At 32.1% G+C, this 15138-nt stretch carries 10 protein-coding genes; all 10 read left to right on the forward strand.

Annotated elements, in window-relative coordinates:
• The first annotated feature begins 2 nt into the window (after nucleotides 1–2).
• The 10 genes from Z053_RS0104520 to Z053_RS27895 all read left to right on the forward strand — a co-directional run bounded on the left by Z053_RS0104520 (nucleotide 3) and on the right by Z053_RS27895 (nucleotide 15094).
• Complete coding sequence (locus Z053_RS0104520; protein ID WP_025663849.1) at nucleotides 3–983, forward strand: FecR family protein; 981 nt, start codon at nucleotides 3–5, stop codon at nucleotides 981–983.
• A gap of 86 nt (nucleotides 984–1069) precedes the next feature.
• Nucleotides 1070–3781, forward strand: coding sequence for a TonB-dependent receptor (locus Z053_RS0104525; protein ID WP_051475986.1), 2712 nt, complete (start codon nucleotides 1070–1072; stop codon nucleotides 3779–3781).
• Between the two features lie 4 nt (nucleotides 3782–3785).
• The gene (locus tag Z053_RS0104530) at nucleotides 3786–4619 is read left to right on the forward strand and encodes a DUF4249 family protein (RefSeq protein ID WP_025663851.1); all 834 of its coding nucleotides are present in this window, start codon (nucleotides 3786–3788) and stop codon (nucleotides 4617–4619) included.
• A gap of 223 nt (nucleotides 4620–4842) precedes the next feature.
• Nucleotides 4843–7143, forward strand: coding sequence for a TonB-dependent receptor domain-containing protein (locus tag Z053_RS0104535; protein ID WP_025663852.1), 2301 nt, complete (start codon nucleotides 4843–4845; stop codon nucleotides 7141–7143).
• A 21-nt stretch (nucleotides 7144–7164) separates the two neighbouring features.
• Nucleotides 7165–8169 (forward strand): sensor histidine kinase, encoded by a 1005-nt coding sequence (locus Z053_RS0104540; protein ID WP_025663853.1) that lies wholly within the window; start codon nucleotides 7165–7167, stop codon nucleotides 8167–8169.
• The gene (locus tag Z053_RS0104545) at nucleotides 8166–8843 is read left to right on the forward strand and encodes a LytR/AlgR family response regulator transcription factor (RefSeq protein WP_025663854.1); all 678 of its coding nucleotides are present in this window, start codon (nucleotides 8166–8168) and stop codon (nucleotides 8841–8843) included. Before Z053_RS0104540 ends, Z053_RS0104545 begins: the two co-directional genes overlap by 4 nt.
• Before the next feature lie 185 nt (nucleotides 8844–9028).
• The gene (locus tag Z053_RS0104550; RefSeq protein ID WP_025663855.1) at nucleotides 9029–9445 is read left to right on the forward strand and encodes an HYC_CC_PP family protein; all 417 of its coding nucleotides are present in this window, start codon (nucleotides 9029–9031) and stop codon (nucleotides 9443–9445) included.
• A 107-nt stretch (nucleotides 9446–9552) separates the two neighbouring features.
• Entirely contained in the window at nucleotides 9553–13287 is a 3735-nt protein-coding gene (locus Z053_RS0104555; protein WP_025663856.1) for an efflux RND transporter permease subunit, read from the forward strand.
• The gene (locus Z053_RS0104560; protein WP_025663857.1) at nucleotides 13284–14501 is read left to right on the forward strand and encodes a TolC family protein; all 1218 of its coding nucleotides are present in this window, start codon (nucleotides 13284–13286) and stop codon (nucleotides 14499–14501) included. The genes Z053_RS0104555 and Z053_RS0104560 overlap by 4 nt, the downstream gene beginning before the upstream one ends.
• Before the next feature lie 29 nt (nucleotides 14502–14530).
• Nucleotides 14531–15094: a DUF3347 domain-containing protein gene (locus Z053_RS27895; RefSeq protein ID WP_025663858.1), complete on the forward strand. Its 564-nt coding sequence runs from the start codon at nucleotides 14531–14533 to the stop codon at nucleotides 15092–15094.
• Nucleotides 15095–15138 lie beyond the last annotated feature (44 nt).

Below are 15138 nucleotides of genomic sequence, written 5' to 3' on the forward strand. Positions count from 1 at the left end.
TTATGGAACAGGATCAAATAACAGAAGTAGACATTTGGGGATATATCTCGAAAAGTGCAGATATAGCTACAAATGAAAGGGTAGAAGAGTGGATGAATTCTGATGATTTCAATGAAAATCTATTTAATAAAATACAGAATATTTACAATGCCACTGGCGAAAAAATCCCAAAGCATAGTGATTTAGAAACAAATGTTGCCAAACAAAAGTTTTTTAATTCAATAGAAAATAAAGAAAGGAAAAACTCTAGTTGGAAAAAGATCATAAAATATGCAGCTATGGCAGCGATTTTGGTATCAACTGCCGTGTATACCTATCAAATAATAATAGCAAATGATATTATAAGCATTGAGACTGCGTATAGTGATCATGAACAAATACATCTTCCTGATGGTTCTGTAGTTTGGTTAAATTCTTCAAGTAAGCTGTCTTACAATCCAAAATCTCCAAGAACACTATTTTTAGATGGTGAAGCTTTTTTTGAGGTAGCAAAAGACAAAGAACACCCCTTTACTGTAGAGACGCCAGATCATATTATCGTAAAAGCTTTGGGAACAAGTTTTAATGTAAAATCGTATGCAAAAAATACATTTACAGAAACCGTATTATTAACCGGTAAAGTCGAAATGAGCTCTAAGGAGTATTTAAAAAACAGCATCATAATGCTTCCAAATGATAAAGTGAAGATTTTTAAGAATGATGGACGCGTACTTGCTTCAAAATCCAGTAATGCTATTAGTAGTATTGCCTGGAGAGAGGGTAAAATACAATTCAATAATAAACCATTTTTAGAAATAGCTAATGATTTAAAAATTCAACATAATGTTAATATACGTTTTGAAAATGAACAAATATCACATTCAAAATTTACCGGATCCTTTGATCAGGATTTACCAATTAATGACATTCTGGAAGTATTGAAAGCTTCAAAAAATTTTAAATATGAATATAATACAAAAACAAATGAGTGGGTAATAAAATAAAAAAGTGGGAAAACTGCCATTTTCCCACCGATGTGTCAATAGTATTCTAATCGCGAAATCAGTAATAATTAACAACATTCAAATTTATGAAAATAAAACAGTTCGTTCTGTCTTGGCAGGTAAAAAACCCTGGCAAAAAAAGTATTTTATTAATGAAATTATCCTTTTCTCTTTATTTACTAGGTTGTTTACAACTCATGGCTATCAATGGCTTTTCTCAGGATAAGGTTACATTAAATCTCGAGAATACTCAATTAGAAACCATATTAAAACAAATAGAGAAACAAACTTCATATAGTTTTATTTATAATAATGATGAAATTAACGTATCACAAAAACTTGATATTGAAGTAATTGATAAAGATGTTACTAAAACACTTAATGAATTATTGCAAACTACCTCGATCAAATATTTGGTGAAGAATAGTTTTATTATACTTTCTAATCGCTCTCAACAAAAAAATAAGTATACCCTAAGTGGAACTGTTAAAGATGCTGCAACAGGCGAAACGTTACCTGGAGCCAGTGTCTATATAAAAGATAGCGACAAAGGGGTTTCTACAAATGAATATGGCTTTTATTCTATAACCTTTCCCGAAGGTAATTATAGTTTCCAAATTTCATATTTGGGATATACTCTAAAAGAGATAAACCTAGAATTAACCAAGAATACAAAACTCGATATTCAGCTAGAACCATCTTCGAATGAATTAGATGAAGTAACGATTACTGCTAATAATGAAAATAAAAGCCAGGTAAATACAATTGCATCTGGTATCTCTACGCTAAAAGGTTCAGAAATTAAACGATTACCAGCTTTTTTGGGAGAACCAGATATCATGAGAGCATTATTAACCCTTCCTGGTGTAAATACGATTGGAGAAGGCGCTTCGGGAATTAATGTTAGAGGAGGTAATATAGATCAAAATCTAGTGCTATTAGATGAGGCACCAATTTATAATCCAACTCATGTATTTGGATTGTTTTCGGGATTTAATACAGATGCGATTAAAGAAATGAAATTATATAAAGGGGGGATTCCTGCACGTTTTGGAGGGAGAGCATCTTCTGTTTTAGAGATTAGACAACGGGATGGAAATACTAAAACTTTTAAAGGAGAAGGAGGACTAGGGCTATTGTTTTCGAGGCTTACGCTAGAAGGGCCAATAAAAAAGGAAAAACTAAGCTTTTTGGTCTCTGGTCGTAGATCTTATTTTGATGCGTTTTTTCCAATTATAGGAGGAGAAGTAAAAGATCAAAAAGTTTTCTTTTATGATCTGAGTTCTAAACTTAGCTGGAAAATTAATAAAAATAATACATTGTTTCTATCAGGTTATTTTGGGGCCGATGTCATGAAACTACTTTTTGAAGGAGAAGTTATTCCAGAAGGTAAAGAGCCGGATGACAAAACAGATTTTAGCTGGAAAAATGCTACAGCTACATTACGTTGGAATCACATATTCTCTAACAAACTATTTATGAATGTTTCTGGAATATATAGTCAGTACAATTATAAATTAAAAAGTACAGATGGAGGGCCTTTAGAGACCAATAGTAGTATAAAATGGAAATCTTCTATTGAAAATTTTATCGTAAAACCAGATTTTACTTATTATCTCAATCCTAGTACGAAAATGAGATTTGGAATAAATGGTACACTATATCGTTTTACTCCGGCAAAGGCTACCAGTGACGATATTGGTATCAACACTATAAATCTCGAAACAGAAAAAGGGGTAGAAGTTGCACCATATATAGAATATGAAAAAAAATGGAAAAAATTTTCATTTAGTACCGGATTACGGTATTCCTGGTTTGGTAATTTTGGATATAACAAAGTTGCGGTGTACAGCCCCGGGGTTCCGCAAAATGTAACTACCATTATAGATACTCGTGAGTATAAAAAAGGAAAGCTTATTAAAAGCTATACTGGTTTTGAACCTCGAATTTCGTTAAAATATAATTTAAAAAATAATAAAGCATTAAAATTAGGGTACAACAGGATGTTTCAATACATTCATTATATATCAAATACAACGGCAGCTTTTCCTTTCGATGTATGGAAACTATCGGGAGTACATATAAAACCTTTAGAAGTAAATCAGATTTCTGCCGGATATGCATATGATACACAAAATAAACACTATAATTTTACTGTCGAAGGGTATTATAAAACCTTCAAAAACATAGTAGAGTATAAAAATGGTGCAAACTTATTATTAAATGAAAATATAGAAACACAGTTGTTACCCGCAAAAGGGTATTCTTACGGAACAGAATTTGGAATTTATAAAAATACAGGAAAATTAAGAGGAAGTATTAATTATACCTATTCTGTTACCAAAAGAAAAACGACCAGTATTTTTTCTTCAGATAATATTAATGATAGTAGATATTACCCATCAAATTATGATCGACCACATGTTTTTAATATTACTACCGATTATACAATAGGGTCAAAGTGGAATGTTGGACTATTTTTTACATATCAATCAGGAAGACCTATAACAAAACCTACAGGGCGATTTATTTTTGATAACAATCCGTATTTAACCTATTCAGATAGAAATGCATATAGGTTGCCCAGTACGCATAGAATGGATATTTCATTTACATATACTCCAAAAAAACCTAATAAAAAGTGGAAAGGTAGTTGGTCTTTTGGGCTCTATAATCTGTATGCACGTAAAAATGCTTTTTCATCTTTTTCGATATTTAAAAATAATCGATTAAGATCCTATGATTTTTATCTAATTGGTGCACCTGTACCCTTTATCACGTACAATTTTAAATTTTAAGACTATGAAATCATTATATCGAATTATAGTAATCATCCTTTGTTTTATCCCTATATTAAGTTGCCTTAAAGAAACACCGCTAGATGCAGAGTTTGAACCACAGGTTTTTATCTATGGATATCTTATCAATAATACAGATAACATAAAAATCACCATTCAAAAAACAGTTCCGGTTAATAATACCGCCCTGGATCCTATTAATGATGCCTCTGTATTTCTATATACCGAAGATTCTGACGGTACTGTTAGACTTGTTACTGATGATTTTCAGGTGTCGGAAGGAGTATATTTAAGTACTGATGCAGTGATTGGTCTTATTGGAAACAAGTATTGGATTGAAGTTATACTTGCCGACGGAACTACGTATGAGTCTGTTCACGAGCCATTAAAAGAACCAGTACAAATCAAAACTATAAGTAAAGTAAATGGTTATCCGAGAGTAATTTTTAGTGATCCGGGAAATGAAACCAATTTTTATCAGGTTCACTTTTCCTTTTATAATAATGGAAGCCTTATTTCCGAAGTATTCGAATTATCTAATGATGTTCTTTTTAATGGAAATGAAAATGCATTTATAGAAACTCTAACTAGTGGAGGAGATATTTTAACGGTGAGTCTTTTAAATTTAAATTTTCACACCTACGAGTATTATGTGGCTGCCCATGAACAATACGAAAATCAAGTAGATTTTGGAGACCCAGAAACCACAGAACCTTTTTTAATATTTTCAAAACCTCCTATAAATTTAATAGGGAATATTAGAAATACAACAACAGATAGAAAAGCATTAGGTTTTTTTGGAGTGTTTAGTTTTAGCTATCAAGAGATATCATTTTAGTTAATCTATATAAATGAAGCCAACTAGAATGATGGTTTGCTTGAAATCATTCTAATATCTAAATTTTATAATGCGGGAGGAACGTACAATTCTCCCGTATTTTAATTTTAAAAATGAATATTCTCTAAATGACATTCATAGATAAACTAAAGCCATTCATAGATATTAATTACTAGTGCTAGTATCTGGTTGTAGTTTTGAGCCATATCAAAAACAAAAAGTAATGGCTCGATTAATTACAATCATTATTATTCTATTATTGTCTTTTCTCAACTCTTTCTCTCAATCTTTGAAAGGTGAAATTATTGATATAGATACCAATAAACCAATACCTTATGTAACTGTAATTTTAAAAAACCAAGAAGGAGAGTTTTTAGAAGGTGTAACAACTAATGATAATGGTATTTATAATATTGATTATCAAGATGGTAAATATACTGTAGAAGCAAGTTTTATAGGATACGAAACGTATGTATCCTCTGTAGTAATCGATAAAAACACCACTTTGGATATTACGATGAGAACAGAAGCAACAACGCTGGATGAAGTAACACTTGTCGCAGAAGAAACCACCGTAAAACAATTAATCGATAAAAAAGTAGTACATGTAGGAAAAGATTTATTATCTGGCGGGGGGGATGCAGCAACAGTATTGAGTCAATTATCCGAAGTACAGGCAGATCAAAATGGAAATATTAGTCTAAGAGGAAGTCAAAATGTAAATGTATTAGTTAATGGGAAACCTTCGCCATTAAGTACAACAGAACTATTGCAACAAATTCCTTCTGATGAAATCAATAAAATTGAAATAATAACATCACCATCTGCAAAATATCAAGCTAATGGCCTTACCGGAATTATTAATATCATTACCCATAAAAAAGTACGTAAAGGGATTGTCATAACCACAAGTTTAAATGGTAATTCCTTGGGAAGCCACGGTGCAAATGGTGCAATTAATTATGGAAGATCTAAAACTAGTTATAGATTTGGTGGTTCTTACAAGAAGAATATCTTTGAAAATGAAAATACCCAAAATCGATCAGGAACTCAACCATTTACACAGTTAAGCGATTTTAAATTTGATGGAGATGTGTATAAAGTTAATGGAGGTATTGACTGGTTTCCTAATGATGATAATGAGTTTTCTTTAGGTTTAGATTATACTGATAACGGACATATATTGGATAATAAGGCTAATATAATTCAGAATGATGTCACTACTTTTCAAAATATTTTAGGGAGTCATTCTCATAAGACATTTAATGCCAATGGTAATTATAGGCGTTATTTTAAGGAGAGAGAAAATTTTCTTGAAATAGATATTCAGTTATCTGATAATGCAAATATTCTAAAAAGTGATTTTAGACCAAATCTGGGAATCACAGATAATGCTACCGATAACGACGTTTTTATCACAAGTATGGCAATGGATTATTCGGGAGTCCTAAGTGAGAAGTTCAAGATTGAAGCTGGAACATTTTGGAATCGACAAAACCTTGATAATTCACGTTCTTTTTTTAATGAAGACAATATTACTATATCACAAGAAAGTTTTGAAAATACACAATCAACGTATGCAGCATACTCCTTACTAAAATATAATCTAAAAGGAATAAACATTCAGGCAGGAGTGAGGGGAGAGTTATTTGTGAGAAAAGCAAATCTTAAAACAGATAACACCAGTATAGAAAGTGATTTTACGAACTTATTTCCCTCTTTGCATTTAAGTTATACAGTACAAGAAGATCAAACATTTATTTTTGGATACAATAGAAGAACATCCAGACCTACCTTAAGCCAAGTAAACCCTATAGCTTTTCAGATTAATGAGTTTTCAATTAGTCAGGGAAATCCAGCTTTGGAGCCAGAGTTTTCAAATAATTTTGATGTTTCTTATCAATTCAAAAAGAAAAGTCTAAAAATAACACCAGCTTTTGCCTATCGTCTTAAAGAGAATGTTATTACAACCAATAATTATGTAAATGATGATGGTATTAATGTATATACTTCTGTAAATAATGGCGCAACGAATGCTTATGGAGTAGAAATGGCGATACACATAAAACCCTATAATTGGTTAAATACTGATTTAAACTTTAATTGGAATTATGAAGAATTTAAAAATGATCAAATTGGCTTTACCCGTAATTTTAACAGAAGCTATAACCTAACTCTAAAAAATCAATTCAAAATATCTCAAAAAACGAACATGGTGGTATCCTGGCGTTATAATGGTCCTTCAAAAGGATTTTTTTATACCCAGGAGACTACCCAAAAAATAGATTTAGGAATCAGGCATAAAATCTTAAAAAATATGGGAAGTCTAAATTTACGGGTAACAGACCTTTTTAATACGCAACGTTTTGAAGGTATCAATTCTGGCACTGGGTTTTTACAAGACTATGCATATAAACCTATTTCCAGGGTTGTACATTTGGCGTTTTCTTATCGCATAGATGGGGGAACTGTGAAACAGCGAAATAAAAAATCAAGACGCTACAATAGTGGTCTCATTGATTAATATTAAATTTACGAGAAGCGTATGAAAAAAGTGTTTGAAATAAAATATTTTGAAATAGGATTACATATCCTATTTTGGATATTATACTTTACCTATCCTATCATTAAGTTTGGTGATCGTAACAGGTTTTCTTTTGATTTCACAGAAGCAGTCTTGAATACTGTTTTTATTGGAGTTTCTGTATATATTGCTCATTTTTTCTTGGTAAAAAATTACAAAGACATAAAAGCGTTGATCGTATTTTTAATAATCTTTCTTTGTATAGTATATTTAAACTGTTACCTAAATGGTAAAACTTGTCAATGCAATTTTAGGCTTTGTTTTATTAATAAAACAGTAGAATACTTATTGATAAATGCTTTTTTTCTGGCCATATTTACGATTAAGAAAAATATCATAAGTAGCCAAATATTAGAAAGAACAGAACAAGAACGAGTTCAGGCAGAATTAAAGAGTCTTAAAGCACAGCTAAACCCTCATTTTTTATTTAATACCTTAAATATGTTGTATTCTAATGCAATTCTTAAAGATGAAGTGTTGGCAGATAAAATTCTAAAACTCTCTGATAGCTTACATTATTTAATGCATGAAGGAGAAAAACCAAATGTGCCCTTACTACAAGAAATAGAATTTATTAATGGATATATAGAATTGCAAAAAGCCCGACTAGGAAAAAAAATAGATATTAAATTTTCTAATACTCTGGATAATCCAAAACAGGATATACCGCCATTGTTAATGATTCCTTTTATTGAAAATGCATTTAAGTATTCAAGTATGGTAGAAGGGAAGAAAATACCGCTTTGTATTGATGTAAAACTAGCAAATGATGTACTCAATTTATGGGTAGAAAATCGATATGATCCCAGATATTCTTCAAAACAATCAGAAGTATGGAAGGATAGTGGGATTGGTATCGAAAATGTAAAAAAGAGATTAGCTTTATTGTATCCAAATAAACATACGCTTACAATCGAGTCATTAGAAGGTACTTTTAAAGTGAATTTAAAAATTGATCTAAAATGAGATGTATCATTATAGAAGATGAACTGCCCGCACAGCAATTATTGATCAAATATATAGAGCAGTCTTCAGATATCGAATGCATTGGTGTTTTTGAGTCAGTTTCAGAATTACCTTTATATGTTCTTAACGAAGTAGATTTCATATTATTAGATATACAATTGCCAGGAGCTAATGGTTTAGATTTCTTAAAAAGTTTAGAAATAAAACCAAAAGTTATTATTACAACTGCCTATAGAGATTATGCAATTGATGCTTTTGAAGAAGCCGTAGAAGACTACCTACTCAAACCTTTTTCTTATCATAGATTTTTAAAATCTGTAATGCGAATACAAAATACCCTTACAGATAAAAATACGATTCATAATGAAAAAGAACTATTTGTATATACAGATAAAACCTTTTATAAAATAATTAAAACCGATATTAATTATATTAAATCAGAAGCCGATTACGTATATATACACTATAGTGAAAAGAAATTGCTAGTTCAGGATAGTTTGAGCAACTGGGAATATAAACTTAAAGAAGATGGTTTTATAAGGATTCATAGATCATACCTTATTAATTTTAGAAAAATTGATAGAATAGAAGGGAACCTTGTGCACATAGAAAAAGAAGCCGTTCCTATAGGAAAAACATATAGAACATCTTTCTTTAATATTATTAAAAAATAAGAAGGCCATTCAGGAATTAAAAAATACAGTTACAAAGTAATAAAAGGGAGAATAATCGACCTTAATTATTACAGAAAAGTCTTTTGATATGTTAAATATTTAAAGCGTAATTTTTTTAAACTAAAAGATTAAACTTCTGTTAAACAAAATTCGTTAGATCTATTTTTTGTAGATTTGCTATATAAATGAAAAAGTTAATCCATAAAATATTATCTGTTTTAATGGCGATGGTAGTACTTGTATCTACTATATCGTTTACTGTAGATATGCATTATTGTGGAAACACTTTAGTAGATGTTGCTTTGTTTAAAGAGGCAAAAACTTGTGGAATGGACCAACAAGTTTCTAATTCCATCGCATGTTCGATAATGGCCAAAAAAAGCTGTTGTACAGATAAGCAACTTACTTTTGATGGACAGGATGAGCTTCAAAATTCATTGGATAAAATCACTTTAGAGCAACAGGCTTTTGTTGCTATCTTTTATTATTCATATATAAACCTTTTCGAAGGACTTGAGAATAATATCATCCCTTTTAAAGAGTATCCGCCTCCTTTCTTAGTCAAGGATATTCATGTGCTTAACGAAACCTTTCTTATTTGATACATTAGAGTATTAAAATTATGCCCGATGATGATCCATTTGGGCTAGAACTGTTGTTTGTACTTTACAGATAACTTCTTCTTCTAATTATCAAATAATCAAAGTATATGCTAAACAAAAGCATCAAATTTCTTATCGAGAATAAATTGGTTGCAGTCCTTATGGTAGCTCTCTTTGTAGGGTGGGGCGTAGTAAATGCACCATTTGGGTGGCAAACCGGAATATTACCTAGCGACCCTGTAGCGGTTGATGCCATACCAGATATTGGCGAAAACCAGCAAATTGTATTTACAAAATGGCAAGGACGGTCACCGCAAGATATCGAGAATCAGATTACATATCCCTTAACTACTTCACTTTTAGGAGTTCCTGGAGTAAAGACCATTCGTAGCTCTTCGATGTTTGGATTTTCTAGTATTTATATCATTTTTGAAGAAGATGTAGAATTCTATTGGAGTAGGAGTCGTATTCTGGAAAAACTAAACTCACTACCATCAGGGTTATTGCCAAATGGAGTAAGCCCTGGTTTGGGGCCCGATGCAACTGGATTAGGTCAGATTTTTTGGTATACTTTAGAAGGACGGGACGAAAACGGTAATGTAACTGGTGGTTGGGATTTACAAGAACTAAGAAGTATCCAGGATTATTATGTAAAATATGCATTATCATCTGCAGGCGGAGTATCAGAGGTAGCTTCTATTGGTGGGTACGTACAAGAATATCAAGTAGATGTGCATCCAGAGTTAATGCGCCAGTATAACATTAGTTTACAGCAAATTGTTAATGCAGTTAAACAATCAAATCGGGATATTGGTGCGCAGACCTTAGAAATTAATCAAGCAGAATACCTTATTCGTGGTTTAGGATACATAAAATCTATAGGCGATATAGAAAATGCCGTAGTGACGTCAGAAGAATTTACCGCAATACGTATTAAAGATATTGCCAGCGTTAGTTTAGGGCCAGAAGCAAGAAGGGGTATTCTAGATAAAGAAGGTGCAGAAGTAGTAGGAGGCGTTGTTGTTGCACGTTATGGAGCAAACCCATTAGAGGTTATCAATAATGTGAAAGATAAAATTAGCGAACTCAGTACCGGATTACCATCTAAACAATTAAAAGATGGTCGTACCTCACAATTAACCATAGTTCCTTTTTATGATCGAACCGAACTTATTCATGAAACAATAGGTACACTTAATGACGCTCTTACCTTAGAGATTTTGATAACCTTTCTTGTTGTCATTATTATGGTATTTAATCTTAGAGCTTCAATTCTTATTTCAGGACTCTTACCAGTAGCCATTTTAATGGTTTTTATAGCAATGAAATTGTTTGGCGTTGATGCCAATATCGTTGCTTTATCCGGTATTGCCATTGCTATTGGTACTATGGTAGATATGGGAGTGATACTTTCAGAAAACATTATAAGGCATTTGGATGAAAATAAAAATCATTTACCAGTGAATACAGTAGTGTATAATGCTACTGCAGAAATTTCTGGAGCGATATTAACAGCAGTACTAACCACCATAATCAGTTTTATTCCTGTATTTACGATGATTGGTGCAGAAGGAAAACTATTTAGACCATTAGCATTTACCAAAACAATGGCACTTACAGCATCAATCATAGTAGCCTTGTTCCTCATCCCTCCATTTGCTGCTTTTCTATTCAAAAAGAAAAATATAAAAACTTCAATAAGTTATATCATCAATGGTGTTTTAATTGTATTAGGAGGTATAGTAATTTTTAATGGTATATGGTTAGGTATCATTTTGATAGCTTTCGCAATAACTGCTATTCTTGGCTTAAGAGGTGTAGCTTCACAAAAGCATATTGATTTGACAAATATTAGTATAGCGGTAATAACTATAGTGTTTTTACTATCAGAGTATTGGAGACCTCTTGGAGTTGATAAAAGTATGTTTGTTAACCTCATTTTTGTAGGAATCATTTGCTTTGGGTTGTTAGGTACTTTTACGCTGTTTAGAAAATACTATACCAGAATATTACGATGGGCGTTGAACAATAAATTACTATTCCTATCTCTACCCACCATTATCGTTGTTTTTGGTTTTTTAATCATGAAAAATATTGGGAAAGAATTTATGCCTTCATTAAATGAGGGATCTTTCCTATTGATGCCGACCACATTATCACATGCTGGAGTGGCAGAAAATAAAAGGATATTACAGCAATTGGATATGGCAGTAGCAAGTATTCCTGAAATTAAAACTGTTGTTGGTAAAGCCGGAAGAACAGAATCTTCTCTTGATCCTGCTCCATTATCAATGTATGAGAACATTATTTTGTATAAGCCCGAGTATATGCTTAATGAAAATGGTAAGAGACAACGATATAAGGTTAATGAGGACGGCTTATTTATAAGTAAAGATGGTAATTTGATTGACAATAAAAACTATGATGTTAATCTTGATAAAACCAGTAAAGTATCAAAAAAGAAATATTTCTCGATTAATAGAGAAAGTCTTATTCCTGATAATAACGGTGAATTCTACCGCAACTGGAGACCAGAAATCAAGAGTCCAGATGATATTTGGAGTGAAATCATAAACGTCACAAAATTACCTGGAGTAACTTCTGCTCCAAAATTACAACCGATAGAAACCCGATTGATAATGCTACAAACGGGAATGCGTGCACCAATGGGTATTAAAGTAAAAGGGCAAAACTTAAAACAAATTGAAGCTTTTGGAATCCAATTAGAAGAGATACTGAAAGAGGTAGATGGTGTAAAAGATGAAGCTGTTTTTGCCGACCGTATTGTTGGGAAACCTTATCTACTTATTGACATTGATCGAGAACAATTAGTACGTTATGGAGTATCTGTTGAACAGGTTCAGCAAATTCTGGAAGTCGCAGTAGGAGGGATCTCCCTTACACAAACAGTTGAAGGCAGAGAACGTTATGGAGTTCGAGTACGCTATCCACGAGAGCTTCGGGCTAATCCAACAGATCTTGCAACTATTTACGTTCCCATAAAAAAAGGAAGTTCGATACCGTTAAGCGAATTGGTAGATATTCGTTATGAACAAGGACCGCAAGTGATAAAAAGCGAGGATACATTTCTTGTAGGCTATGTTTTATTTGATAAGAAAGATGGTTTTGCAGAAGTAAATGTCGTTAAGAATGCGCAACATCTGATAAAAACTAAGATTGATAATAATGAACTGATTGTTCCAAAAGGAATCACCTATCAATTTACAGGTACTTATGAAAATCAACTTAGGGCAGAAAAGACATTGTCTATAGTAGTACCTCTAGCTTTGGCCATTATCTTTTTGATTCTCTATTTTCAGTTTCGCTCAATAACTACTTCTTTCATAGTATTTACAGGTATTGCAGTAGCTTTTTCTGGCGGGTTTTTAATGATCTGGCTATATGGTCAGGATTGGTTTTTAAACATTAGTTTCTTTGGCGAAAACTTGCGAGATCTGTTTCAGGTTCATACAATCAACCTCAGTGTTGCCGTATGGGTTGGTTTCATAGCACTTTTTGGTATTGCTACAGATGATGGAGTAGTAATGGCTACTTATCTTAAACAGACGTTTGATAAAAATAAACCAAAATCCCTTGATGATATTAGAACATCTGTGATCGAAGCAGGAGAGCAAAGAATTCGTCCATGCCTCATGACCACCGCAACTACAATTCTTGCACTATTACCAATATTAACATCTACCGGTCGTGGGAGTGATATTATGATACCTATGGCAATTCCTTCCTTTGGAGGGATGGGGATTGCACTTATAACACTATTTGTAGTACCTGTATTATTTGGCTGGAAAAAAGAAGTTCAACTTAAACAAATGAATAAATGAAACATTTAAATATCATAATAGGATTTCTTTTCATTTCAGTTTTTACACATGCTCAACAACTTGAATCATATATTCAAGAAGGATGGCTTAATAGTGCTAAAATTCAGTCTTTTGAGTTGCGTTATGCTGTTGCAAAAGAAAAAATAAAAGAAGTAAACGCGATACCTAATACACAGTTTGGTGTAGGGTATTTTGTAAGCGAACCTGAAACACGTACAGGAGCGCAGCGTGCAAAATTTTCGATCCAACAAAAGCTACCTTGGTTTGGAACAATCACAGCAAGAGAGAATTATTCTACTGCTATGGCAGAGGCAGAATATGTAGATATTGTAATTATGAAAAGAAAATTAGCACTTTCAATTTCTCAATCGTATTATAAATTGTTTGCTATACAAAACAAACAAAAAATCCTCGAAGATAATATTCTACTATTGCAAACATATGAGAAGCTGGCATTAACATCTGTAGAAGTTGGTAAAGCCTCTGCAGTTGATGTACTAAGGCTACAAATCCGTCAAAATGAATTAAAACAGCATAAAGGAGTACTTAAAGAAAGTTTTCTGGCAGAACAAATAGTTTTTAATGCTTTACTCAATCGAGATTCTGATATTGATATAATTGTTCCCAATGAAATGAACATACCACTAGAAGATCCTATTACCAATAATGAAAATTTACAACTTAATCCAGAATTACTTAAATACGATAAAATATATGAAAGCATAAAACAATCAGAATTACTTAATCGAAAAGAAAAGGCACCACAAATTGGCTTTGGACTTGACTACATACCAGTATCAGAGAGAAATGATGTTATTATAAGTGATAATGGTAAGGATATTATAATGCCTATGGTATCTTTTTCTATACCAATATTTAGTAAACGTCATGATTCCCGAACTCGTCAAAACGAATTACGTCAGCAAGAAATTACAGCGCAAAAAGAAGAACGATTAAATCGTATGGAAACGATTTTAGGAAAGGCTATTTCGAATAGAAATACTGCAAGAATCAAATACAATACCCAGAAAGAAAATTTAAAACAGGCAAAAAATGCAGAAGAAATATTAATAAAAAGCTATGAAACAGGGACTATAGATTTTAATGATGTGTTAGACATCCAGGAACTACAGCTTAAATTTCAGCTCAATCAAATAGAGAGCATACAGTTATACTATATAGAAGCTGCAATAATCAATTACTTAACAAATTAAAAACAATAATATTTAAAAAAAATAAACAAATGAGAAACTTAAAAATTTATGATATTAGAATAATTTTGGGAGCAATACTAGCATTAACAATACTATCTTGCAAAGAGAATGATACATCTAAAACAGAAGAGAAACAAGATCATCATTCTGAGGTGGAGCATAACGAAGATCATAGTAGTCATGATGTAGAACAAACAACAGAGGTTCAGTTTACAGATGCTAAGACAGCAGAAGCTTTTCAGCATTATATCCATATTAAGACTGCTTTGGTAAACACAGATGTTAATGAAGCAAAAACAGGAGCTCAAATGCTTGCCAAAATGACAGAGAATGAAGTGTTTAAATTGGCGGCTGAGTCAATATTCAATACAGATGACATCGAGGCACAAAGAAAAGCGTTTACAGAAGTTACTACTCAAATGGAAACCTTACTTAACGGAGCATTATCATCGGGAGAAGTTTATAAGCAATATTGCCCAATGGCATTTGATAATACAGGGGCATATTGGTTGTCTAAAGAAAAAGAAATTAGAAACCCATATTTTGGAGATCGTATGTTAAAATGTGGTAGTGTTGCCAAAACTATAAAATAAGTATACTGGCTATTCCATCTGATCTCTAAAACAATAATATTAAC

It is taken from the genome of Aquimarina megaterium XH134, assembly GCF_000520975.1.
In the GTDB taxonomy this organism is placed as follows: domain Bacteria; phylum Bacteroidota; class Bacteroidia; order Flavobacteriales; family Flavobacteriaceae; genus Aquimarina; species Aquimarina megaterium.

What these genes read in the sequence shown, in the direction of transcription:
- Z053_RS0104560 (WP_025663857.1), top strand. Translation starts at nt 13,284, where the DNA reads ATGAAACATTTAAATATCATAATAGGATTTCTTTTCATTTCAGTTTTT.
- Z053_RS0104550 (WP_025663855.1), top strand. Translation starts at nt 9,029, where the DNA reads ATGAAAAAGTTAATCCATAAAATATTATCTGTTTTAATGGCGATGGTA.
- Z053_RS0104540 (WP_025663853.1), top strand. Translation starts at nt 7,165, where the DNA reads ATGAAAAAAGTGTTTGAAATAAAATATTTTGAAATAGGATTACATATC.
- Z053_RS0104525 (WP_051475986.1), top strand. Translation starts at nt 1,070, where the DNA reads ATGAAAATAAAACAGTTCGTTCTGTCTTGGCAGGTAAAAAACCCTGGC.
- Z053_RS0104555 (WP_025663856.1), top strand. Translation starts at nt 9,553, where the DNA reads ATGCTAAACAAAAGCATCAAATTTCTTATCGAGAATAAATTGGTTGCA.
- Z053_RS0104520 (WP_025663849.1), top strand. Translation starts at nt 3, where the DNA reads ATGGAACAGGATCAAATAACAGAAGTAGACATTTGGGGATATATCTCG.
- Z053_RS27895 (WP_025663858.1), top strand. Translation starts at nt 14,531, where the DNA reads ATGAGAAACTTAAAAATTTATGATATTAGAATAATTTTGGGAGCAATA.
- Z053_RS0104545 (WP_025663854.1), top strand. Translation starts at nt 8,166, where the DNA reads ATGAGATGTATCATTATAGAAGATGAACTGCCCGCACAGCAATTATTG.
- Z053_RS0104535 (WP_025663852.1), top strand. Translation starts at nt 4,843, where the DNA reads ATGGCTCGATTAATTACAATCATTATTATTCTATTATTGTCTTTTCTC.
- Z053_RS0104530 (WP_025663851.1), top strand. Translation starts at nt 3,786, where the DNA reads ATGAAATCATTATATCGAATTATAGTAATCATCCTTTGTTTTATCCCT.